Genomic DNA, 21,778 nt, shown 5'->3' on the forward strand with positions numbered 1-21,778 from the left:
TCTGGCAGGCTAGCCGAGGGGGCTCTTCCCTCAGATGGCCTCTGGGTCCCGCGCGAACGCCTCAGCGACATCACGGGCAAGCCCGACCGCGGTGCGGGCCCACTGCCCCGTCGCATTGGCCAGACCACACGCCGGGCTGACGCCGAGTCGATCGCGTAGCGCCGAGCGAGGAACGCCGAGCCGATCGGTGACCGCGACCGCCGCAGCAGCGACCTCTTCCATCGAAGGTGCTCGCTCCGGGGCGGTCACCGGGACCAGGCCCAGCACGACGGTTCGGCCCGACTCGACAAATGCCGCGACAGCATCCAAATCCGCAGCCTGCAGTGTGCTCGCATCCACCGATACCGCACTAATTCTGCTGCGCTGCAGCAGATCCCACGGCAAATCCGGACTGCAGCTGTGTAGCGCTACGTCCGCGTCGACAGCCGCGATGCAAGTGTCGAGCAGCGCTTCGGCCACCGTCTCGTCGAGCGGGGCAACCGGGCTCAACGCGGTCACCCCGGTCAGCCGGCCGCCCAACGCCGCCGGCAACGACGGCTCGTCGAACTGCACCACCACCGGTGTGTCGAGTCGACGCGCCAGCGCCGCGCGATGCGCGGCAACGCCTTCGGCCAGCGAGGCGGCCAGGTCACGCACGGCTCCGGGGTCGGTGATCGCCCGGTGACCGTTGGCCAGCTCCAACCCCGCGACCAATGTGACTGGCCCGGGCGCCTGCACCTTCACCGCCCGCCCACAGCCACGCAGGCCCGCGGTCTCCCAGGCCTCTTCTAAGGCATCCATATCCTCGTCGAGGAGGCTCGCGGCCCGCCGTGTCACCGCGCCGGGTCGAGCAGCGATGCGGTAGCCACGAGGCACGGTGTCAATCGCCACGTCGACCAGCAGTCCGCCGGCTCGCCCCAGCATGTCGGCGCCGACGCCCCTGGCGGGCAGCTCGGTGAGATAGGCCAATGCACCCGCCAACTCCCCGACCACGACCTGCGCGGCCTCTCGCGCGGCGGTGCCCGGCCACGATCCGATCCCGGTGGCCGTTGCGAAAACACTCACCCGGCAACCGTATTCGACCTCACATCGTCGGCTGGCCGCCAGGGGTGTCTGCTGCAGGTTCGCCCGGGTACCTTCGAAGCAGAAGGGTGGCAGATGGTGGGATTGACGCGGCCGCTGCTGTTATGTGGCGCGACACTACTGATTGCGGCGTGCACCCGGGTGGTGGGCGGCACGGCTTCGGCGACTTTTGGCGGTGACCGACAGGGCATGCTTGACGTCGCTACGATCCTGTTGGATCAGTCACGGATGCAAGCTATCACCGGCTCCGGCGATGACCTGACGATCATCCCCACGATGGACACGACGTATCCCGTCGACGTCGACGATTTCGCCCAACCCATACCACGAGAATGCCGGTTCATCTATGCCGAGACGGCAGTCTTTGGCTCTGAGATCGAAGCGTTTCACAAGACCACCTTCCAGGACCGGCCAGATGGCAGTCTGATCTCCGAGGCGGCCGCCGCCTATCGGGATGCCGGCACCGCCCGGCGTGCCTTCGACACCCTGGCGGTCACCGTCCACGACTGCGCGGCAAGTCCGGCAGGCTGGCTGTTCGTCAGTAGGTGGACCGCCGGCGGCAATTCCCTACACATCCGGGCCGGCGATTGCGGTCGCGACTACCGGGTCCTATCGGCGGCCCTGTTGGAAGTGACCTTCTGCGGCTTCCCGGAATCGGTCTCCGACATCGTGATGACGAACATCGCCGCCAACGTGCCGGGTTAGCACTCGAGCCCGCGTTCAGGATGCCAGGACGGATGTCAACGTGGTCAGTTGTGCGTTGCGCTGCGCGACGACATTGGTGCTGACATTTCCACCACGCGCGTTTAGTCTCCGGCGTCGGCGGCCGTGGCTGGACCCGCATGGCGCGGGTCCAGCCACCGACCCCGGAACGACCCCACCCTAATCGTTCCGCAGTCTGACGAATCGCCTACCGGCCTTTCCAGCACCCCGATCTGGCGTAGTGCTCGCCGGCACCGACGGTAGGCCCGCGCGAGAGCCTCCATGGCCTGATTCCACTGGGCCTGCCAGTCCTGATGACTCATCCCGAGATCACCTTGGCAAGCACGCGACGGCGCGGTGCGCTCACTGGCGATATCGGCCCCCAAGCTCTGCGTCGTGCCCGTATAACCGGCCATGTCTCCGACATTGGCCGTCATCGCCGGGTAGCTGTACATACTCTGCGACACCACGAATCCCTTTCAAATATTCCGGGCAATGATTTTTAGACACTCTTTCGATCCAAAATTTGGTCGAGTTCACGGCCGTCAGATCGTCAAACTGACACCAACCCCCCATCACCGGCCACACCGACCAAATCCGGCCCCCAGCTGCGCGGCAGCATCGGCACCGGCGCACCATCACCAAACTCATCGGCCAACACCGTCAACCCCGCCGGCTGCCCAACCGACTCCTTGCCAGCCGTCCCAACAAACCCCAACGCCCCAGCACCCCGATCAGAAGCCAGCACCGACACCGACGTGCTCGCGGGAGCCGGCTCCACCGCCGACACCAACCGCGCCTGCGGCGACACCACACCACCCGACACCGGCGCCACACTGCCCACCAACGCCGCCGGCGCGCCAGCAGCCGCACCCACCGCCGGCAGAGCGGCCAATCCCGCCACCCCGGCCAACCCAGCTACACCCGGAACCACAGCAGCGGCCAACGCCCCCAACAACGGCCCCCCCAAAAGGGGAACAACACCAAACAGATTCCCAATAACCCACTCGACAACTATGTCTATAACGCCCGCAATGGCATACAATAATCCGACCGCAACATAAGAAGCATTGATAGCGAACTCTGTCAATAGTTGAGCATTGGATGCCAACGTAATAATGAACCCAATAATGTTGAAACCCAGGATATCCACAAAGAGCTGGAACCAAACCCAAGCCACCGCAGGGAGTTCGGAAAGCAAAGCGGACAGATACTGGTCATATGCTGCGAACGTTTCTTCTAAAAACTGTACAATTTCGTGCCATGGGAATGGGGTTATGGTTGCGGCGGCCACGGCGTTGCTGGCTTCATTGGCGCCGGGTTTGACGATGACCGGTGCCGGGCCGGTGTGTGGTGTGGCCACCAGCGCGGCACCCACCACCGCCTCATAGGCGCTCATCACGGTGGCCGCCTGGACCCACATCCGCACATAGTCGGCCTCGTTGAGCGCGATCGGGATCGTGTTGATCCCAAAGAAATTCGTCGCCACCAACACCGCATGCGTGAGGTGGTTGACCGCCAACTCCGGCAACGTCGGCATCGCCGCCAACGCACAAACATAGCCAGCCGCCGCGGCCTCATGCTCACCGGCCGCCGCCGCGCTATCCGCACTGGCCTGCACCAACCACGCCACATACGGCACATAGGCGGCCACAAACAACTCAGCACTAGGACCCTGCCACACCCCGGCCCCTACCGCGGCCACCACCGCGCTCAACTCTTGCGCCACAGCGGCGTACTCGGCACTTAACGCGCTCCACCCTGCCGCGGCCGCCTGCAACGAACCCGGCCCCGGACCAGCACTTAGCAACGCCGAATGCACCTCCGGCGGCGACGCCAACCACACCGGCGCCGTCACAACGACCCACCCGAAACCAGATACGTGCCCAGGACACCGAACTCGACCGTGCGGTGCGAGGACATCGGATCACCCGCTAGCGGAATCAATGTGCGGCGGCCAGCCGTGCGGTCAACGCCTCCACCGCCGCACTGGCGGCCGCCAAACCCTCAGGAACCACTCTCAGCGTCACCACCCACACTCCTTCCTTAGGCGCCTCACACACCCATCTCCCGGATTTTTGCTCTTATCAACTGTTGTAAATAGCTACGATTACCCAGGCGTAGACGACGACGCCGCAGATTCCTCACACCCTCGCGCCTGCGCAACTGGCCACGCACCACCGCCGGCAGCGGGGCCGCCAGCCACACACCAAGCTCCTCGCCGACCACATCGGCTACCGGATCCACCAACAGCGCAACGGCATTCGGATGAGGGCCCTGTCGGCGGCCACGTCAGACTGCCCAGTGATGGCCATATAAGTGCCCGCTGGCGGTCATGAAAACTGCCCGCTGGCGGTCACGAGATCTGCCCAGTTGATTTGTTCGTCCCGCGTGCCTGCGAGGTGCGGGGGCCCCTCCTCGGGTGCGCTGAACGGTGCCAACCGTTGTTCAGCTCCCGAGGAGGGGTGAAGTGAAGTCTGCCGAGGAGATCATGGAAATTCTGGAAGCCTACGATTTGACCGGTTCGTTGCGTGATGCGGCGGAACTGGCGGGGTGCTCGCATCACACGGTCGCCGAGTATGTGGCCGCGCGGGAGCGGGGCGAGTTGACGCCCGGGCGCGCGGCGCGGCGGGAGATGCTGGTGGATCCGTATCTGGACAAGCTCGAGGAGTGGGTCGACCGCTCGCGGGGCAAGGTCCGCGGCGATGTCGCCCACGAGAAGCTGGTCGCGTTGGGGTATGCGGGTTCGCAGCGTACGACACGGCGGGCGGTCGCCGAGGTCAAGGCAGCGTATCGGGCGGGGCGACGGCGGGTGCACCGTCCGTGGATCACCGAGCCGGGGATGTGGTTTCAGTACGACTTCGGGGATGGCCCGCGCGTGAGAGGTGTTGGCACGCAATTGTTTTGCGCGTGGCTGGCGTGGTGCCGGTTTAGGGTGGTGCTGGCGCTTTTGGATAAGACACTGCCATCGGTGATGGCCGCGATCGATACAACGCTACGCGTCTTCGGTGGGGTGCCCACCTACGCGTTGACCGATAACGAGAAGACCGTGACCAGCGAGCATGTCGCGGGGATACCGGTGCGCAACGCCAAGATGCTGGACTTCGCCCGCCATTACGGGCTCACGATCGCCACCTGCGTGCCGGCCGATCCGGCCAGCAAGGGCGGCTCGGAAAACGCGGTCAAGATCGCCAAGGCCGATCTGGTGCCCTGTGAGGCCAACCTGCTACCGGAATACCACAGTTTCGCCGAGCTGCAAGCGGCGTGCGCGACGTTTTGCCAGCAGGTCAACAATCGCCCGCATCGGGTCACGCGGCGCATCCCGGCGGAGATGCTGGCCGAGGAACGCGCCCGGTTACACCCGTTACCCGCCCATCCCTACACCGCGGCGTTCGGGGTGACCCGCACGGTGCCGCCCAACACCGCGATGATCACCTTTGAGCACGGGTCGTATTCGGTGCCGCACACCTTGTGCGGGCAGACGGTGTGGGTGCGGGCCCACGACCAGCAGGTAGTGGTCGTGCACCTCGGCCATGCCGGCCCAGTCGAAGTCGCCCGCCACCAGCGCACCACGCCGGGTAACCCGCGGGTGGATGACGCGCATTTCCCACCCCGGCCCAAGGGGCCGCTGGGCCGAACACCACGCGCGAAAACTGTTGCTGAGGCGCAGTTTTTGGCTCTCGGTGACGGGGCAGCATTGTGGTTGACCGAGGCCGCCGCCGCGGGATGCTCGCGGATTCGGGCCAAGATGGCCGGGGCGGTCGATTTGGCCGCACTGCACGATCGGGGCAGCGTGGACCGCGCCTTGGGCCAAGCCGCGACCGCGGGCCGGTTCGGCCACGGCGATCTGGCCGCCATCGTGGCCCATCAGGCCGGCGACCCCGACCACCACAGCGCCTCGCAGCCCGCCCACGCGGGCGAGTACAACAGCCTGGCCCAAGGCACCGGTGGCTGGGCGAAGCTCGGTGAGCAGGAGGCCAACTAACGATGGCCTACCTCGACATCTCCTTTAAGACCACATCGATCCTGCTCAACACCTGCGGCGCCGACGATCCCGACCAACTGGTCGGCGTGGCCGCCGCAGAACTGTTCCAGTGGGCGTGGCTGATCGGCGAGCTCGCCAGCTGGCTCGCCGACGCTGACGAGCACACCCACGCCGACTTCGACCGGTTCTTCAGCAGCTACCGCGGCGTCGACAAGACCGCAGGGTTGGCCACCCACATCGCGCAGCGCATCGCCGCGCTGCTCGACGGGGACCGGAGCCAGCCATGAGCACAACAACACCGCCACCACCACCGCTAGACGACGAGCTGATGCGGCTGCTCAAGCGGATGCGGCTGCCTTACATCCGCAACGCCGCACCCGAGCTGCTGGCCACCGCCAAGGCGCAACGCTGGGACCCTGCCGAGGTGCTCAAAGCGCTTCTGACCGAAGAGGTCAACGGGCGAGACCGCTCCGCGCTGGCCATCCGCCGCACGCGGGCCGGTTTTCCCACCGGTAAGACCTTCGCCGCGTGGGACCCCGCACTGTCGTCCATCCCCGCACCCACCCAGGCCGCGTTGCGCACCCTGGAATGGATCCACCGACGCGAAAACCTGGTGGTCTGCGGGCCGTCGGGCACCGGCAAGACGTTCCTGCTCGAAGCCCTCGGCCAACAAGCCGTCGAAACCGGGCTCCACGTCGCGTGGTTTAGCCTCGAACAACTCGGCGCCCTGGTGCGCCGGCACCGCGCCGACGACACCGTCACCAAAGCCATCAGCCGTATCCTGCGTGCCGATCTGGTCGCGGTTGATGACATCGGCCTGCTGCCGGTCGGCACCGACGCCGCCGAAGGGCTCTACCGGCTTGTCGACGCCGCTTACGAGAAACGCTCCATCGCACTATCAAGCAATCTTCACCCGGCAGGATTCGACGAGTTGATGCCCAAGACACTGGCCACCGCCACCGTCGACCGGCTCCTGCACCACGCCCACGTCTGCCAGACCAGTGGCGACAGCATCCGACTTACCCAAGCCATGGCCGGCAAGGGGGTGAACGCCTTGACCTAACCCCCAGCCACGTCTGGTGGCCGCCAGCAGGCAGATCTCGTGGCCGCCAGCGGGCAGTTCTCATGACCGCCACTGGGCAGTTCCCCATGTCCCTTGACAGGGCCCATCAAACCCACCGATCATCCCGGCGTCGCCGACCACACCCGCGCCGTGTGCTAGCCGCCCCACTTGGCGGCTTCGGCCCCATCACGAGCCAACATCGCCAGGGTGTTGGACTCATGGGTGCCAGACATCGACTGATAGGCCCGCACCAGATCCTCTAGGGCCTGGTTCCACTGGGTCTGCCAGCCCTGATACGTGATCCCGGTATCACCCTGCCAAGCACTGGACAGCACGGCCTGCTCACTGGCGATATCGGCCCCCAAGCTCTGCAGCGTGCCCGCATAACCGGCCATGTCCCCGGCATGAGCCATCATCGCCGGATAGTTGTACATAATCTGCGACATCACAAACCCCTTTTCATTCCGAGCAGCGACTTTTTTTAAAACCCGGTGTAGCTGGACGCGGCGGCGGCATCGGCGGCCACATACGTGCCCGCGGCCTCACCCAAATTGGCTTGCGCGATATCCAGCAAGGTATTGACCTTGGCGGCCGCGGCCACAAACCGGGCATGCGCACCCTGAAACGCCGCCGCGGACTCTCCCTGATGAAACGCCTGCGCCGACATCGCCTGCTGCTCGGCCTGACCGATCGTATGCCGCATCAACCCCGCCTTAGCGGCAAACGCCGTATGCGAAGCGATCAACTGCGGAATATGGGCATCCAACAAACTCATCACAATTCCTTCCAATTCGGACCACCAATTACTCGCCGTCAGATCGTCAAACCGTCACCAACCCCCCATCACCGGCCACACCGACCAAATCCGGCCCCCAGCTGCCCGGCAGCATCGGCACCCGCGCACCATCACCAAACTCATCGGCCAACACCGTCAACCCCGCCGGCTGCCCAACCGACTCCTTGCCAGCCGTCCCAACAAACCCCAACGCCCCAGCACCCCGATCAGAAGCCAGCACCGACCCCGACGTGCTCGCCGCAGCCGGCTCCACCGCCGACACCAACCGCGCCTGCGGCGACACCACACCACCCGACACCGGCGCCACACTGCCCACCAACGCCGCCGGCGCAGCAGCCGCACCCACCGCCGGCACAGCCGCCAACCCCGCCAACCCCGTCACACCAGCCACACCCGGCACCACCGCAGCAGCCAACGCCCCCAACAACGGACCCGCCAAAACCGGAATAGCGCCAAAAATATTCGAAATAATCCAACCAATACTGAGTATCGCCAGTTCCAAGACAACCGCGAATTCTAATAGCGGAACCAGAACAAATACGCCTAAAGCAAAACCTACCGTGGCGAAAAACATATCGATCATCCCGGTAAGGACGAGCCAAGGCTCGAAATTTACCAGACCCGTGATCAGCTCGACGAATCCCACAGCCCAGGCTTCGGCGCTCTTCATTATCAATTCGCCGACCTCTGTAAATGCTTGCGCAGCCATTTCCAAAAACTTCGCTAATTCTCCGAATGGGAATGGGGTTATGGTTGCGGCGGCCACGGCGTTGCTGGCTTCATTGGCGCCGGGTTTGACGATGATCGGTGCCGGGCCGGTGTGTGGTGTGGCTACCAGCGCGGCACCCACTACCGCCTCATAGGCGCTCATCGCGGTGGCCGCCTGGACCCACATCCGCACATAGTCGGCCTCGTTGAGCGCGATCGGGATCGTGTTGATCCCAAAGAAATTCGTCGCCACCAACACCGCATGCGTGAGGTGGTTGACCGCCAACTCCGGCAACGTCGGCATCGCCGCCAACGCACAAACATAGCCAGCCGCCGCGGCCTCATGCTCACCGGCCGCCGCCGCGCTATCCGCACTGGCCTGCACCAACCACGCCACATACGGCACATAGGCGGCCACAAACAACTCAGCACTAGGACCCTGCCACACCCCGGCCCCTACCGCGGCCACCACCGCGCTCAACTCTTGCGCCACAGCGGCGTACTCGGCACTTAACGCGCTCCACCCTGCCGCGGCCGCCTGCAACGAACCCGGCCCCGGACCAGCACTTAGCAACGCCGAATGCACCTCCGGCGGCGACGCCAACCACACCGGCGCCGTCACAACGACCCACCCGAAACCAGATACGTCGCCGCCGCCACCGCGTCACCGGCGGCATAACCGACCCCAGACTCACCCACAGCGACCCCGGAACGACCCAGCTCCTCGACCCCTTCGGCCGCGATCGCCGCATGCTCGCTACCTAAGGCGCTAAACCCCACCGCACTCTGCAACGACACCGGATCCGCCGCCGGCGCCACCACCGCCGTAATCGCCGGCGCCGCGCCAGCATGTGCGGCGGCCAGCCGTGCGGTCAACGCCTCCACCGCCGCACTGGCGGCCGCCAAACCCTCAGGAACCACTCTCAGCGTCACCACCCACACTCCTTCCTTAGGCGCCTCACACACCCGCACGACCGGCTACCGTCACCAGCGGACCGAATTGTTGACACCTGTCTTGACGTCTGTCTTGACATGCGTCAAGCAATATTGATCTCACAGATCATTGCGTATGTCAACTGTTGTTTATAGCTACTATTACGTAGGCGTAGGTGACGGCTCCGTAGGATTCGGGGACTAGCCCGTTGCTTGGGCTGCCCGACCCCCGCCCCGTCCCACGCAACCCGGCTGCCCGTCGTCGGGCGACATCCCGGTCTCTATCGGCGGACCCAAGCAGCCGCCCGGCTAGCCAGTCGCCGGGTTTCTACGAGTGATTTGGCGCCGAGTCAAGCCCCGGGGTTGCCGCCAGTCGACAACCCTGAAGTGCCGGCGATGGTCGCGCTGCCGAGCACCTCATCACCGGCTGGGTCAGGTCGGTAGAGCACCAGCGTCTGGCCGCGCGCCACGCCGCGCAGCGGGGCATGCAACTGCACGAAAAGCGCATCGCCGATCAATTCCGCTACCGCACTGACGGTTTCACCGTGCGCACGCACTTGGACCACGCAGTCAACGGGTCCTGACGGCGCGGCTCCGGCGGTGAAGACGGGCGCACGCCCAGTCAGCGTTTGCACATCAAGGTCGGTCACGTCACCTACGTGAACGGTGGCGGTGTCGGCGTCGATCGCCGTGACATAGCGCGCACGACCATTCGGGCCCGGCCCGGCGATGCCCAGGCCCTTACGCTGCCCGATGGTGAACCCGTGCACCCCATCATGGGAAGCCAGCACCACACCATCCGCGTCAACCACCACACCACGGCGAACCCCGATGCGCTCACCCAAAAAAGCCTTGGTGTTCCCGGACGGTATGAAGCAGATGTCGTGGCTATCCGGCTTGTTGGCGACCGCCAGGCCGCGGCGGGCCGCCTCAGCACGGATCTGCCGCTTCGGCGTGTCGCCGATCGGGAACGCGGCGCGGCGCAGCTGCTGCGCAGTGAGCACGGCAAGCACATAAGACTGATCCTTGTCCCGGTCGACGGCGCGGCGCAGCCGCCCACCCGACAGCCGGGCGTAGTGGCCGGTGGCCACCGTATCGAAACCCAACGCCACAGCCCTGGCGGACAGAGCAGCGAACTTGATCTGCTGATTGCACCGCACGCAAGGGTTCGGAGTTTCCCCGCGGGCATACGACGACACGAAGTCGTTGATCACGTCCTCTTTGAACTTCTCTGCGAAATCCCAAACATAAAACGGGATTCCGAGCACATCGGCGACGCGGCGTGCGTCTGCAGCGTCCTCTTTGGAACAACAGCCCCGCGAGCCGGTGCGCAGCGTGCCGGGCGCGGTCGATAGCGCCATGTGCACTCCGACCACCTCGTGTCCGGCATCGACCATGCGGGCGGCAGCAACAGACGAGTCGACGCCACCGCTCATCGCGGCGAGAACTTTCACCGGGATGCTCCCGCGGCGGCTAGGGCGGCCCGCCGTGCACGTGCCACCGCCGGGGGAAGCACCTCCAACGCGGCATCGACGTCAGCCTCAACACTGGTGTGCCCCAGCGAGAGACGCAATGATCCGCGGGCGCTGGCCGCGTCGACGCCCATTGCAATCAACACATGCGAGGGCTGCGCTACACCTGCCGTGCAGGCCGATCCAGTTGAGCACTCGATTCCGTTGGCGTCCAACAACATCAACAGCGCATCGCCTTCGCAGCCACGGAAAGTGAAGTGCGCGTTACCCGCTAGCCGCATCGGGTCATCGGCGCCGTTAAGGCAAACATCGTCAATCTCAGCCAGCACACCCTCGACCAGACGATCCCGCAGCAGCCGTAACCGCGCGCTGTTTTCCTCGAGTCCGTCCACCGCGATCTGCGCGGCCGTCGCCATTCCAACTGCACTGGCGACATCGGGTGTGCCGGAACGAATATCGCGCTCCTGCCCACCGCCGTGCATAAGGGGCACGCAGGTGACGTCGCGGCGCAGCAGCAACGCACCCACTCCTGGCGGGCCACCGAATTTGTGCCCGGCCACGCTCATCGCCGACAGCCCGCTGGCCCCGAAGTCAAGCGGGAGCTGTCCCACCGCCTGAATGGCATCACTGTGCATCGGGACGCCGAATTCCATGGCGACAACTGACATTTCGGCGATCGGTAGAATAGTTCCGACCTCGTTGTTGGCCCACATCACCGATACCAGCGCGACGTCGTCGTGGCTCTGCAGTGCCTCGCGCAGCGCAGTTGCCGACACCGAGCCGTCGGCGGCGGTCGGCAGCCAGGTCACATGGGCGCCTTCGTGTTCCACGAGCCAGTTCACCGAGTCCAGTACGGCGTGGTGTTCCACCTCGGTGGTGACGATGCGACGGCGGTGCGGCTCCGCATCGCGGCGTGCCCAATAGATACCTTTGACAGCCAGGTTGTCGCTTTCGGTGCCGCCCGCGGTGAAGATCACCTCGGACGGACGAGCGCCTAGCTTGTCCGCGATCAGCTCACGGGCCTCCTCGATCCGCCGGCGCGCCGAGCGCCCGCTGGTGTGCAGCGACGACGCGTTGCCGATGGTGCCCAGCACGGCCGCCATCGCCTCGATGGCGGCGGGGTGCATCGGGGTGGTGGCGGCGTGATCCAGGTAGGCCATGACGCACCTAGAATACTGGTCCGGCCGGCGACGTAGAACGTGCGCGCAGGCCACGACCGCAGCGGCAGCTGGGCAATCTGGCTGGGGCCAGACCACTTAGGCCACCGGCACGTGCCGGCGGCCTAGGCGTTGCCCCGGCTGCCGCGAGGCTCCCGCAAGCACCGCTGACTGGCAACGGCGCGCGAGATTCCGACGATCGGTACCTGGCAGCTGCAAAGACTCGACGCACACCCAGGCCAGCGTGCGGCGTACGGTCAGCAGCCGGCAAACCGACCGCACCAAGGTGTCGTCGCCGACAAAGGCCGGAGCGGTCGAGACGGTGCCGTCGACGTGGTGATATGTCAACCGGAGTGGCTGCACCGGGCGGCCGGCATCGATTGCGGCCTGGAACATCGCCGGATAGAAAGCCCCACAACCGCGATGCGAGCACCCGGCTCCCGCTCGGGCCGCTGGACGGCCGGCATCGTCGCCCGGCCGACCGCACCAGGTGGTGCCCTCGGGGAAGGCCACCACCGTCTGACCGGCGCGCAGCCGACGCGCGACGGTATCGACAACCCCGGGAAGCCGCCGCAGGCTGGCCCGCTCGATCGGAATGATCTTCAGCATGCGCGCCACGAATCCGATAGCCCGTCCGGTGAACATATCGGCGCGCGCGACGAACGACCCGGGCAACACCGAACCGATGCAGAAGACGTCCAACCAGGACACGTGCCCGCTGACTACCAGGACTCCGCGGAGGTTCCGAATTGGACTACCCGACACCGTGATCCGGACACCGAAAAAGCGCAGCACCAACCGGCAGTAGATGCGTTGCACCCGCGTTCGGCCCGGCAGTGGCATCACCACCAACGGCACTCCCGGTACCAGGAGCAGCGCCAACATGACGCGAAGCGCTACCCGCAGCACCACCAGCGGCCGCCGCACCTGCGCAGCGTCGCCGACACTCACGCAGCTGACGTCGCACGTTGCGCGGGGCAACCAGGAGTGTTCGGTGACTGCGGGAGCGCTCATCGCGCGTCGTTCACCATTTCCCAGGCCGCCGCAACCGACCGCAGTCGTCGCAGATATCGGGTATCGGCGTGGTCCTTATCCAGTAGCAGGCAGAAGTCGCCCACGCCAAAGTCCGGGTCGTGCGCCGGCTCCCCGCAGGCCCGCGCGCCCAGCCTCAGGTAACCGCGCATCAGCGGCGGAACTGCTGGCCGTGGCGGCGGGAGAATGTCGTCGAGGGACCTCCCGTCCACGCGCACCGGCCGGTAGGGGTACACCCGGCACTGCGGCGGCGCGGCATGCCGGTTGAGGATGAAGTCGCGCACGCCGCGCAGCCGGCTGCCCGGCGTTTCACCGTCCCCGCCGATTGGTACCGACACGCAGCCGGTCACATAGTCGTAGCCGTATCGGTCCAGGTAGGCCAGGATGCCCGCCCACATCAACAGCACCACCGCACCGGTGCGGTGCCCCTCGCGCACCACGGCGCGGCCCATCTCCACCAGCGATGGTCGCAGCGGGTCGAACGCGCGAACGTCGAACTCGGTCGCGGTGTAGAGTCCTCCGGCGGCGATGGCACCCGCGGGTGCCAGCATCCGGTAGCAACCCACCAGCTCACCGGTGTCGTCGTCGCGGACCAGCAGGTGATCGCAGTACTCGTCGAACCGGTCCACGTCGCGATACACCTGGTTCGTTGCCGGCAGCGCGAAGCCCGGTGTGGTGCTGAACACGTCGTAGCGCAGCCGCTGCGCGGCCTCGATCAGGCTGGGATCGGTGGATAGCAATAGGGAATAGTGCGGTCCGGTGGACGATATTGCCGCCGCTCCGTGCGGTTTGTCGCTGGGTATGAGGACAGAAGCGTTGCTCATGGCACCAACGTGGCGCAGCCGATCAGCTAATCGGCATCAACGTTGTGACGTGTCGGTGCACGTCAGATGACGAACTGTCGGGCTGGGTGAGCAGACGCGAAAGCGGGTGGTACCCCCAGCTCGCCCAGGAAAGCTAACCCTTGCGGGCCTTGATGGCCTCGGTCAGCTGCGGAGCGACCTTGAACAGGTCTCCCACGACCCCGTAGTCGGCGATCTCGAAGATCGGCGCCTCTTCGTCCTTGTTGACAGCGACGATGGTCTTAGACGTCTGCATGCCAGCGCGGTGCTGGATCGCCCCAGAGATGCCCAGGGCAATGTAGAGCTGGGGCGACACCGTCTTACCGGTCTGGCCGACCTGGAACTGGCCCGGGTAGTAGCCGGAGTCGACCGCGGCACGCGAGGCCCCGACCGCGGCGCCCAGCGAGTCGGCCAGCGCCTCGACCACGCTGAAGTTCTCCGCGCTGCCGACACCGCGGCCACCGGCCACCACAATGGTCGCCTCGGTCAGCTCCGGCCGGTCGCCGGCGACCGCCGGTTCGCGCGCGGTGATCCTGGCGGCGTTCTCCGCCGCAGCCGGCACTTCCACGCTGACCTGCTCACCGGCGCCGGCGGCTGGCTCCGCCTCCACGGCTCCTGCGCGCACGGTGATCACCGGGGTGTCGCCGTTGGCCTGCGCTTCGACGGTGAACGCCCCACCGAAGATGCTGTGCGCACCCACTCCACCTTCTCTCACGTCGACCACGTCGACCAGCAGACCCGAGCCGATCCGAGCCGCAAGTCGGCCGGCGATCTCCTTGCCGTCCGCGGTGGCGGCGATTAGTACGCCGGCCGGGGCCGAGGACTCGGCCAGCCCGGCCAGCACGTCGACCGCCGGGGTGATCAGGTATTTGTCGACGAGGTCGGACTCGGCGACGTAGATCTTGGCGGCACCGGCCGCCTTAAGCCCGTCCACCAGCGGCGCGGCCGTCCCCGGCACACCGACGACGACGGCGGCTGGCTCGCCCAAGGCGCGGGCGGCGGTGATCAATTCGGCGCTGACCTTCTTTAACGCGCCTTCAGCGTGCTCAACGAGCACCAGTACTTCAGCCATGGGTTATATCGCTCTCGTCTTTGGGAGGTGCGTATGTCTTAGATGATTTTCTGGGCAACCAGGTACTGCACGATCTGGTTGCCGCCTTCACCCTCGTCGGTGACCTTCTCCCCGGCAGTCTTGGCCGGTTTGGGCGTCGACGCCAGCACGGTGGATCCGGCGTTGGCCAGCCCCACCTCGTCGCTCTCGACACCGATCTCGGCCAGGGTCAGCACGGTAACTTCCTTCTTCTTGGCGGCCATGATGCCTTTGAAGGACGGGAAGCGCGGCTCGTTGATCTTCTCGTTGACGCTGATCACCGCGGGCAGCGTGGCCTCGAGGGTGAATACGCCCTCATCGGTCTCACGCTCGCCGGTGATCTTGCCGCCCTCGATCGACACTTTGCGCAGGTGGGTGAGCTGCGGCAGGCCCAGGTACTCGGCGATGATGGCCGGCACCGCACCGCCCACCCCGTCGGTGGATTCGTTGCCTGCGATCACCAGCTCGGTGCCCTCGATGGTGCCCAACGCGCGCGCCAAAGCCCACCCGGTTTGGATGACGTCCGAGCCGTGCATGCCGTCGTCCTTGAGGTGGACGGCCTTGTCGGCCCCCATCGACAGCGCCTTGCGGATCGCCTCGGTGGCGCGCTCGGGGCCCGCGGTCAGCACGGTTACCGACCCTTCGATGCCGTCGGCGGCCTCTTTCTCCCGAATCTGTAGCGCTTCCTCCACGGCGCGCTCGTTGATCTCGTCCAGCACCGCGTCGGCGGCCTCGCGGTCCAGCGTGAAATCGCCGTCGGTCAGCTTGCGCTCCGACCAGGTATCTGGGACCTGCTTGATCAGGACCACGATGTTCGTCATGACTGTGGTTCGTCCTCCTCGAAGGCGGCCCGCAGCGCTCGACTGCGGAACCTCGGTCACACGTTTTGCAACCGCACAGCGATATTACTATTCGGTAAGTTCGCGTGGTGCGCCCTCACACCATAGCGGGTGGTAGAGCAGGTTCCCACGCCTGTGCCTCGCCCACGACCGGCGGATACTCCCGGTGCCCGGTTCGCGAATCCGATGCCACGGGTTAGCCTGCCTTAACAATGTGCGCATTCGTTCCCCACGTTCCCCGCCATAGCCGAGGCGACAACCCGCCGTCGGCCTCCACGGCTAGCCCTGCGGTGTTGACGCTGACCGGCGAGCGCACCATCCCCGATCTGGACATCGAGAACTACTGGTTTCGCCGCCACCAGGTCGTCTACCAACGGCTGGCACCCCGCTGCACGGCCCGCGACGTGCTGGAAGCCGGCTGCGGCGAGGGATATGGCGCCGACCTGATCGCCGGCGTCGCTCGCCAGGTCATCGCGGTGGACTACGACGAGACCGCGGTGGCCCATGTCCGTAGCCGCTATCCCCGAGTGGAGGTGATGCAAGCAAACCTGGCCGAACTGCCATTGCCCGACGCGTCGGTAGACGTCGTGGTCAACTTCCAGGTCATCGAGCATCTGTGGGATCAAGCCCAATTCGTTCGCGAGTGCGCCCGGGTACTACGGGGCTCGGGACTGCTGATGGTGTCCACCCCCAACCGGATCACCTTCTCTCCCGGCCGCGATACCCCGATCAACCCATTCCACACCCGCGAGCTCAATGCCGACGAGCTCACTTCGCTGTTGATCGACGCGGGATTCGTCGATGTGGCCATGTGCGGGTTGTTTCATGGCCCACGCCTGCGCGACATGGACGCCCGCCACGGCGGCTCCATCATCGACGCACAGATTGCGCGGGCGGTGGCCGACGCACCGTGGCCACCCGAGCTGGCCGCAGACGTCGCGGCGGTCACCACCGCCGACTTCGAGATGGTGGCAGCGGGCCACGACCGTGACATCGATGACAGCCTGGATCTGATCGCGATCGCGGTGCGGCCTTGAACACGTCCGCAAGCCCGGTGCCCGGCCTGTTCACGCTTGTTCTGCACACTCACCTGCCCTGGCTGGCCCACCACGGGCGCTGGCCGGTCGGCGAGGAATGGCTCTATCAGTCGTGGGCGGCGGCCTACCTGCCGCTGCTGCAGGTGCTGGCCGCGCTGGCCGACGAGAACCGGCACCGGTTGATCACCCTCGGGATGACGCCGGTGGTCAACGCCCAGCTCGACGACCCATACTGCCTCAACGGTGTGCATCACTGGCTGGCCAACTGGCAGCTGCGCGCCGAAGAGGCCGCCAGCGTGCGGTATGCCCGTCAGTCGAAGTCGGCTGACTATCCGTCATGCACACCGGAGGCGTTGCGGGCCTTTGGGATTCGCGAATGTGCCGATGCGGCTCGCGCGCTCGACGACTTCGCCACGCGGTGGCGGCACGGCGGCAGCCCGCTGCTGCGCGGCCTGATCGACGCCGGCACGGTGGAGCTGCTCGGTGGCCCACTTGCCCACCCGTTCCAGCCGCTGCTCGCACCGCGGCTGCGCGAGTTCGCGCTGCGCGAAGGCCTCGCCGATGCTCAGCTGCGGCTGGGCCACCGCCCAAAGGGGATCTGGGCGCCCGAATGCGCCTACGCCCCGGGGATGGAGGTCGACTACGCCACCGCGGGGGTCAGTCACTTCATGGTCGATGGCCCGTCGCTGCACGGCGACACCGCGCTGGGCCGGCCGGTGGGGAAAACCGATGTGGTCGCCTTCGGTCGCGACTTGCAGGTCAGCTACCGGGTGTGGTCACCGAAATCCGGCTACCCCGGGCACGCCGCCTACCGCGACTTCCACACCTATGACCACCTGACCGGACTCAAACCGGCCAGGGTCACCGGGCGTAACGTGCCGTCGGAGCAAAAGGCACCCTACGATCCCAAGCGCGCTGACCGCGCCGTCGACGTCCATGTTGCCGATTTCGTCGATGTGGTGCGCAACCGGCTGCTCTGTGAGTCCGAGCGCATCGGCCGGCCCGCCCACGTGATCGCCGCCTTCGACACCGAGTTGTTCGGCCACTGGTGGTACGAGGGCCCAACCTGGCTGCAACGGGTATTGCGGGCCTTACCCGCCGCCGGTGTCCGGGTGGGCACCCTGAGCGATGCGATCGCCGACGGATTCGTCGGCGACCCGGTCGAATTGCCACCCAGCTCTTGGGGCTCCGGCAAGGACTGGCAGGTGTGGAGCGGTGCCAAGGTGGCTGATCTGGTCCAGCTCAACAGCGAAGTGGTCGATACCGCGTTGACCACCATCGACAAGGCGCTGGCCCAGACGGCATCCCTGGACGGACCGCTGCCTCGCGATCACGTTGCTGATCAGATCCTGCGCGAGACCCTGCTCACCGTGTCCAGCGACTGGCCGTTCATGGTGAGCAAGGACTCCGCCGCCGACTACGCCCGCTATCGTGCTCACCTGCACGCACACGCCACCCGGGAGATCGCCGGCGCGCTGGCCGCGGGCCGACGCGACACCGCACGGCGGCTCGCCGAAGGGTGGAACCGCGCCGACGGTCTGTTCGGCGCCCTGGACGCTCGGAGGCTGCCAAAGTGAACGCCTCGCACCGGTGGAACCGGCCGCGCGCATGAGGATCCTCATGGTGTCGTGGGAGTACCCGCCGGTGGTGATCGGCGGACTCGGCCGCCACGTGCATCATCTGTCGACCGCGCTAGCCGCAGCCGGTCACGATGTCGTCGTGTTGTCCCGGTGTCCGTCGGGCACCGATCCCAGCACACACCCATCCTCCGATGAGGTGACCGAAGGGGTCCGGGTGATTGCGGCCGCGCAGGACCCGCACGAGTTCACGTTCGGCAACGACATGATGGCCTGGACCCTGGCGATGGGCCACGCCATGATCCGCGCCGGGCTGCGCTTAAAGAAACGTGGCACCGACCGCTCGTGGCGTCCTGACATCGTGCACGCACACGACTGGCTGGTGGCCCATCCGGCGATCGCCCTTGCCCAGTTCTATGACGTGCCAATGGTTTCCACGATTCATGCAACGGAAGCCGGTCGACATTCCGGTTGGGTCTCCGGAGCTCTCAGCCGTCAGGTGCACGCGGTCGAGTCGTGGCTGGTGCGTGAATCCGATTCGCTGATCACATGCTCGGCGTCGATGAACGACGAGATCACCGAGCTGTTCGGGCCCGGGCTGGCCGAGATCACCGTGATCCGTAACGGCATTGACGCGGCGCGCTGGCCGTTCGCGGCCCGCCGCCCGCGCACCGGGCCAGCCGAATTGCTCTATGTGGGGCGGCTGGAGTACGAGAAGGGCGTGCACGACGCCATCGCCGCGCTGCCGCGGCTCAGGCGCACTCACCCAGGCACCACACTGACCATCGCCGGCGAAGGCACCCAGCAGGATTGGCTGATCGATCAGGCCCGCAAACACCGGGTGCTCAGAGCAACCAGGTTCGTCGGACACCTCGACCACAACGAGCTGCTGGCGTTGCTACACCGAGCCGACGCCGCGGTGCTGCCCAGCCACTACGAACCGTTTGGGCTGGTGGCACTGGAGGCCGCCGCGGCCGGCACCCCGCTGGTGACGTCCAACATCGGCGGTCTGGGTGAAGCGGTCATCAATGGACAGACCGGGGTGTCGTGTGCACCCCGCGACGTAGCGGGGCTGGCCGCCGCGGTGCGTAGCGTGCTCGACGATCCGGCCGCCGCGCAGCGGCGCGCACGAGCCGCCCGGCAACGGCTCACCTCCGACTTCGACTGGCAGACGGTGGCCACCGCGACCGCGCAGGTGTACCTGGCGGCCAAACGCGGCGAACGGCAGCCGCAGCCCCGGTTGCCCATCGTCGAGCACGCTCTTCCTGACCGCTAGTAACAGACGTTCGGTCTTCGCCAAACTGCGGCTCTTGCTCGGCGCGTGGGGCTCGCGAACTCGCACCGGCCAACACCGACATTCGGTGTCGTCGAGCAGGACTACGCTGCGATGAGCCGTGGCAGGGACGTGATGATCGGAGCACCGCAGTGAAACCGCAGGACCAGGGGCTCCACTTCCCCTATCGCTACGATCTTCGACTGGCGCCTATGTGGCTACCGTTTCGATGGCCGGGCAACCAAGGCGTGACCCTGACCGAGGATGGCCGCTTCGTCGCACGCTACGGGCCGTTTCGCGTCGAGGCGCCACTGTCTAGCGTCCGCGATGCGCATATCACCGGCCCATACCGATGGTGGACAGCGGTGGGCCCCCGACTGTCGATGGTCGACGACGGACTCACGTTCGGAACCAACGCAGCTGCCGGTGTCTGCATCCACTTCGAGCCGCGAATCCACCGCGTGATTGGACTGCGGGACCATTCGGCGCTGACAGTGACCGTCGCGGACCCCGAAGGGCTGGTCGCCGCGCTCAGCGGCTAGTTCGCCGAGCGCCCCGTGCTGGGCACAACCCGACTCGGCCTGGAGGCGCCTGCATCCAAGCCGCACCGGCGCACAATTATCTGCCGGAGGTCAACCCCCTTTATCGATTCGGTATCGAAGACGCCGTTTGACATGCCATGATCGGCGAATTCGCAGTTTCAGATGCCAGGGAGGCGACATGGCTCACTCGATCGTTCGCACGCTGCTGGCCTCAGGTACCGCCACGGCCCTGATCGCCATTCCCACAGCCTGCTCGTTTTCGATCGGAACGTCGCACTCGCACTCGGTGAGCAAGGCCGAGGTCGCCCGGCAGATCACCGCCAAGATGACAGACGCCGCCGGCAACAAGCCCGAATCGGTGACGTGCCCAAGCGATCTCCCGGCAGAGGTCGGGGCCGAGCTGAATTGCGACATGAAGATCAAGGACCGCACGTTCAACGTCAACGTCACCGTGACCAGTGTCGACGGTAGCGACGTCAAGTTCGACATGGTGGAGACCGTCGACAAGAACCAGGTTGCCAACATCATCAGCGACAAACTGTTCCAGCGGGTGGGCGCCAGGCCCGATTCGGTGACCTGCCCCGACAATCTGAAGGGCGTCGAGGGAGCCAAACTGCGGTGTCGACTGACCGACGGCAGCAAAACGTATGGCATCTCGGTGATTGTCACCAGCGTTGACGCCGGCGATGTCAACTTCGATTTCAAGGTCGATGACCACCACGAGTAGGCTCACCGTGAATCGGCTGCCCGGCAGCCAATTTCGCGTACCCGATGTGGATGGTCGCCGGAGCTCCACCGGCTTTAGGGTGGTCCGAGCTAGCGGGCCGCCTTCTTGCGTTCGATGTCGGCCAAGGCAGCGGCTAGCTCAGCGCGCTGCGCGGCCGATGCCTCCCAGGACAGCTGGCGGTTCTTGACCACCTTGGCCGGCGCCCCGACCGCGATCGAATAGTCGGGAATGACGCCGCGGACCACCGCGTGCGAGCCGAGCACGCAACCTCGTCCGATGGTGGTGCCGCGCAGCACGCTCACCTTCACGCCGATCCAAGTGTCGGGCCCGATCCGCACCGGACTCTTGATAATGCCCTGGTCCTTGATCGGCAGCGTGATGTCGTCCATCCGGTGGTCGAAATCGCAGATATAGCACCAGTCGGCCATTAGCACCGAGTCCCCGATCTCGATGTCGAGATAGGTGTTGATGACGTTGTCCCGGCCCAGCACCACCTTGTCGCCGAACCGCAGCGAACCCTCGTGGGCGCGGATCGTGTTCTTGTCCCCGATGTGCACCCAGCGGCCGATCTCCAGCTGCGCAAGTTCCGGTGTCGCGTGGATCTCCACACCCTTGCCGAGAAACACCATGCCGCGGGTGATGATGTGCGGGTTGGCCAGCTTGAATTTCAGCAGTCGCCAGTACCGCACCAGATACCACGGGGTGTAGGCGCGGTTGGCCAGCACCCACTTCAGCGATGCCAGCGTAAGAAATTTGGCCTGACGTGGGTCGCGCAGCCGCGATCCTCGCCACCGGCGATGAAGCGGAGCACCCCACATGGTTGTCATGGGCGCAGAGCTTAGCTTAGCTGTCGGACCTGTTTGGGCGTATCGGAGAATGCGCATCGGCGCGCGAGGTGAAGCCGGTGGCCGCCCCCGCGGGGGTGGTGATCGGCGCCCGGC

Annotated in this window: 23 protein-coding genes and 1 pseudogene; 9 read left to right on the forward strand and 15 right to left on the reverse strand. The window is 66.0% G+C overall.

What is annotated here, in order from left to right:
- Positions 1-30: 30 nt before the first annotated feature.
- Positions 31-1,044 carry a uroporphyrinogen decarboxylase/cobalamine-independent methonine synthase family protein gene (locus MCAN_RS15980; protein ID WP_003415268.1) on the reverse strand — a complete coding sequence of 338 codons (1,014 nt, stop codon included), beginning with the start codon at positions 1,042-1,044 and terminating at the stop codon, positions 31-33.
- 93 nt (positions 1,045-1,137) lie between these two features.
- Between MCAN_RS15980 and MCAN_RS15985 the strand changes: the two genes are divergently transcribed.
- Entirely contained in the window at positions 1,138-1,767 is a 630-nt protein-coding gene (locus MCAN_RS15985; protein ID WP_003415270.1) for a sensor domain-containing protein, read from the forward strand.
- Positions 1,768-1,868: 101 nt separating this feature from the next.
- Here MCAN_RS15985 and esxQ read toward each other — a convergent pair whose 3' ends face one another.
- The 3 genes and pseudogenes from esxQ to MCAN_RS24215 form a co-directional block, all read right to left on the reverse strand.
- Positions 1,869-2,231 (reverse strand): type VII secretion system ESX-3 effector EsxQ, encoded by a 363-nt coding sequence (esxQ, locus tag MCAN_RS15990; RefSeq protein ID WP_003415272.1) that lies wholly within the window; start codon positions 2,229-2,231, stop codon positions 1,869-1,871.
- 86 nt (positions 2,232-2,317) lie between these two features.
- Positions 2,318-3,622, reverse strand: coding sequence for a PPE family protein (locus MCAN_RS15995; protein ID WP_014001533.1), 1,305 nt, complete (start codon positions 3,620-3,622; stop codon positions 2,318-2,320).
- Between the two features lie 88 nt (positions 3,623-3,710).
- Positions 3,711-3,794, reverse strand: a pseudogene (locus tag MCAN_RS24215) (type VII secretion system ESX-3 target PE5); the annotation flags it as partial.
- Between the two features lie 440 nt (positions 3,795-4,234).
- On the opposite strand from MCAN_RS24215, the gene istA reads away from it, so the two are divergent.
- Genes istA through istB form a run of 3 tightly spaced genes read left to right on the forward strand, consistent with a single transcriptional unit; the run spans position 4,235 to position 6,812 of the window.
- Positions 4,235-5,749 carry an IS21 family transposase gene (istA, locus tag MCAN_RS16000; protein WP_014000067.1) on the forward strand — a complete coding sequence of 505 codons (1,515 nt, stop codon included), beginning with the start codon at positions 4,235-4,237 and terminating at the stop codon, positions 5,747-5,749.
- Between the two features lie 2 nt (positions 5,750-5,751).
- A complete protein-coding gene (locus MCAN_RS16005) occupies positions 5,752-6,036 on the forward strand; it encodes a hypothetical protein (RefSeq protein ID WP_014001192.1) in 285 nt (94 codons plus the stop codon).
- Positions 6,033-6,812, forward strand: coding sequence for an IS21-like element helper ATPase IstB (gene istB / locus MCAN_RS16010; RefSeq protein WP_014000068.1), 780 nt, complete (start codon positions 6,033-6,035; stop codon positions 6,810-6,812). The genes MCAN_RS16005 and istB overlap by 4 nt, the downstream gene beginning before the upstream one ends.
- Before the next feature lie 155 nt (positions 6,813-6,967).
- Here the strand turns inward: istB and MCAN_RS16015 are convergent, their stop codons facing one another.
- The 10 genes from MCAN_RS16015 to MCAN_RS16060 form a co-directional block, all read right to left on the reverse strand.
- Positions 6,968-7,258: a WXG100 family type VII secretion target gene (locus tag MCAN_RS16015; protein WP_014001535.1), complete on the reverse strand. Its 291-nt coding sequence runs from the start codon at positions 7,256-7,258 to the stop codon at positions 6,968-6,970.
- A gap of 35 nt (positions 7,259-7,293) precedes the next feature.
- Entirely contained in the window at positions 7,294-7,587 is a 294-nt protein-coding gene (gene esxG, locus MCAN_RS16020; protein WP_003415342.1) for a type VII secretion system protein EsxG, read from the reverse strand.
- 46 nt (positions 7,588-7,633) lie between these two features.
- The gene (locus MCAN_RS16025; protein ID WP_014001536.1) at positions 7,634-8,938 is read right to left on the reverse strand and encodes a PPE family protein; all 1,305 of its coding nucleotides are present in this window, start codon (positions 8,936-8,938) and stop codon (positions 7,634-7,636) included.
- Positions 8,935-9,249, reverse strand: a complete 315-nt coding sequence (locus MCAN_RS16030; protein ID WP_014001537.1) for a PE family protein — start codon at positions 9,247-9,249, stop codon at positions 8,935-8,937. The genes MCAN_RS16025 and MCAN_RS16030 overlap by 4 nt, the downstream gene beginning before the upstream one ends.
- A 350-nt stretch (positions 9,250-9,599) precedes the next feature.
- A complete protein-coding gene (mnmA, locus tag MCAN_RS16035; RefSeq protein WP_014001538.1) occupies positions 9,600-10,703 on the reverse strand; it encodes a tRNA 2-thiouridine(34) synthase MnmA in 1,104 nt (367 codons plus the stop codon).
- Positions 10,700-11,881 (reverse strand): cysteine desulfurase family protein, encoded by a 1,182-nt coding sequence (locus MCAN_RS16040; protein WP_014001539.1) that lies wholly within the window; start codon positions 11,879-11,881, stop codon positions 10,700-10,702. Before MCAN_RS16040 ends, mnmA begins: the two co-directional genes overlap by 4 nt.
- Before the next feature lie 96 nt (positions 11,882-11,977).
- Positions 11,978-12,892, reverse strand: a complete 915-nt coding sequence (locus MCAN_RS16045) for a lysophospholipid acyltransferase family protein (protein WP_014001540.1) — start codon at positions 12,890-12,892, stop codon at positions 11,978-11,980.
- Positions 12,889-13,734: a GNAT family N-acetyltransferase gene (locus MCAN_RS16050; protein ID WP_014001541.1), complete on the reverse strand. Its 846-nt coding sequence runs from the start codon at positions 13,732-13,734 to the stop codon at positions 12,889-12,891. The genes MCAN_RS16045 and MCAN_RS16050 overlap by 4 nt, the downstream gene beginning before the upstream one ends.
- 133 nt (positions 13,735-13,867) lie before the next feature.
- The gene (locus tag MCAN_RS16055) at positions 13,868-14,824 is read right to left on the reverse strand and encodes an electron transfer flavoprotein subunit alpha/FixB family protein (RefSeq protein WP_014001542.1); all 957 of its coding nucleotides are present in this window, start codon (positions 14,822-14,824) and stop codon (positions 13,868-13,870) included.
- Between the two features lie 38 nt (positions 14,825-14,862).
- A complete protein-coding gene (locus MCAN_RS16060) occupies positions 14,863-15,663 on the reverse strand; it encodes an electron transfer flavoprotein subunit beta/FixA family protein (RefSeq protein WP_003415921.1) in 801 nt (266 codons plus the stop codon).
- A gap of 230 nt (positions 15,664-15,893) precedes the next feature.
- On the opposite strand from MCAN_RS16060, the gene MCAN_RS16065 reads away from it, so the two are divergent.
- The 5 genes from MCAN_RS16065 (at position 15,894) to MCAN_RS16085 (ending at position 20,837) form a co-directional block, all read left to right on the forward strand.
- Complete coding sequence (locus tag MCAN_RS16065) at positions 15,894-16,718, forward strand: class I SAM-dependent methyltransferase (protein ID WP_014001543.1); 825 nt, start codon at positions 15,894-15,896, stop codon at positions 16,716-16,718.
- The gene (locus tag MCAN_RS16070; protein WP_014001544.1) at positions 16,715-18,295 is read left to right on the forward strand and encodes a 1,4-alpha-glucan branching protein domain-containing protein; all 1,581 of its coding nucleotides are present in this window, start codon (positions 16,715-16,717) and stop codon (positions 18,293-18,295) included. The genes MCAN_RS16065 and MCAN_RS16070 overlap by 4 nt, the downstream gene beginning before the upstream one ends.
- Positions 18,296-18,326: 31 nt before the next feature.
- Positions 18,327-19,571, forward strand: coding sequence for a glycogen synthase (locus tag MCAN_RS16075; RefSeq protein WP_014001545.1), 1,245 nt, complete (start codon positions 18,327-18,329; stop codon positions 19,569-19,571).
- A 149-nt stretch (positions 19,572-19,720) separates the two neighbouring features.
- Positions 19,721-20,110, forward strand: a complete 390-nt coding sequence (locus tag MCAN_RS16080; protein ID WP_041180138.1) for a hypothetical protein — start codon at positions 19,721-19,723, stop codon at positions 20,108-20,110.
- Between the two features lie 178 nt (positions 20,111-20,288).
- Complete coding sequence (locus MCAN_RS16085; protein ID WP_014001546.1) at positions 20,289-20,837, forward strand: anti-apoptotic protein; 549 nt, start codon at positions 20,289-20,291, stop codon at positions 20,835-20,837.
- A gap of 89 nt (positions 20,838-20,926) precedes the next feature.
- On the opposite strand, the gene MCAN_RS16090 is transcribed toward MCAN_RS16085, so the two are convergent.
- Positions 20,927-21,664, reverse strand: coding sequence for an acyltransferase (locus MCAN_RS16090; protein ID WP_015288424.1), 738 nt, complete (start codon positions 21,662-21,664; stop codon positions 20,927-20,929).
- Positions 21,665-21,778: the final 114 nt, after the last annotated feature.

Source organism: Mycobacterium canetti CIPT 140010059 (genome assembly GCF_000253375.1).
Lineage (GTDB): Bacteria > Actinomycetota > Actinomycetes > Mycobacteriales > Mycobacteriaceae > Mycobacterium > Mycobacterium tuberculosis.

Coding starts and splice junctions, on each gene's coding strand:
- MCAN_RS16055 (WP_014001542.1), bottom strand. CDS start 14,824: ATGGCTGAAGTACTGGTGCTCGTTGAGCACGCTGAAGGCGCGTTAAAG.
- istB (WP_014000068.1), top strand. CDS start 6,033: ATGAGCACAACAACACCGCCACCACCACCGCTAGACGACGAGCTGATG.
- MCAN_RS16015 (WP_014001535.1), bottom strand. CDS start 7,258: ATGTCGCAGATTATGTACAACTATCCGGCGATGATGGCTCATGCCGGG.
- MCAN_RS15985 (WP_003415270.1), top strand. CDS start 1,138: ATGGTGGGATTGACGCGGCCGCTGCTGTTATGTGGCGCGACACTACTG.
- MCAN_RS16060 (WP_003415921.1), bottom strand. CDS start 15,663: ATGACGAACATCGTGGTCCTGATCAAGCAGGTCCCAGATACCTGGTCG.
- MCAN_RS16040 (WP_014001539.1), bottom strand. CDS start 11,881: ATGGCCTACCTGGATCACGCCGCCACCACCCCGATGCACCCCGCCGCC.
- MCAN_RS16005 (WP_014001192.1), top strand. CDS start 5,752: ATGGCCTACCTCGACATCTCCTTTAAGACCACATCGATCCTGCTCAAC.
- MCAN_RS16085 (WP_014001546.1), top strand. CDS start 20,289: ATGGCTCACTCGATCGTTCGCACGCTGCTGGCCTCAGGTACCGCCACG.
- esxG (WP_003415342.1), bottom strand. CDS start 7,587: ATGAGTTTGTTGGATGCCCATATTCCGCAGTTGATCGCTTCGCATACG.
- MCAN_RS16065 (WP_014001543.1), top strand. CDS start 15,894: ATGTGCGCATTCGTTCCCCACGTTCCCCGCCATAGCCGAGGCGACAAC.
- MCAN_RS16075 (WP_014001545.1), top strand. CDS start 18,327: ATGAGGATCCTCATGGTGTCGTGGGAGTACCCGCCGGTGGTGATCGGC.
- MCAN_RS16090 (WP_015288424.1), bottom strand. CDS start 21,664: ATGACAACCATGTGGGGTGCTCCGCTTCATCGCCGGTGGCGAGGATCG.
- MCAN_RS16045 (WP_014001540.1), bottom strand. CDS start 12,892: ATGAGCGCTCCCGCAGTCACCGAACACTCCTGGTTGCCCCGCGCAACG.
- MCAN_RS16050 (WP_014001541.1), bottom strand. CDS start 13,734: ATGAGCAACGCTTCTGTCCTCATACCCAGCGACAAACCGCACGGAGCG.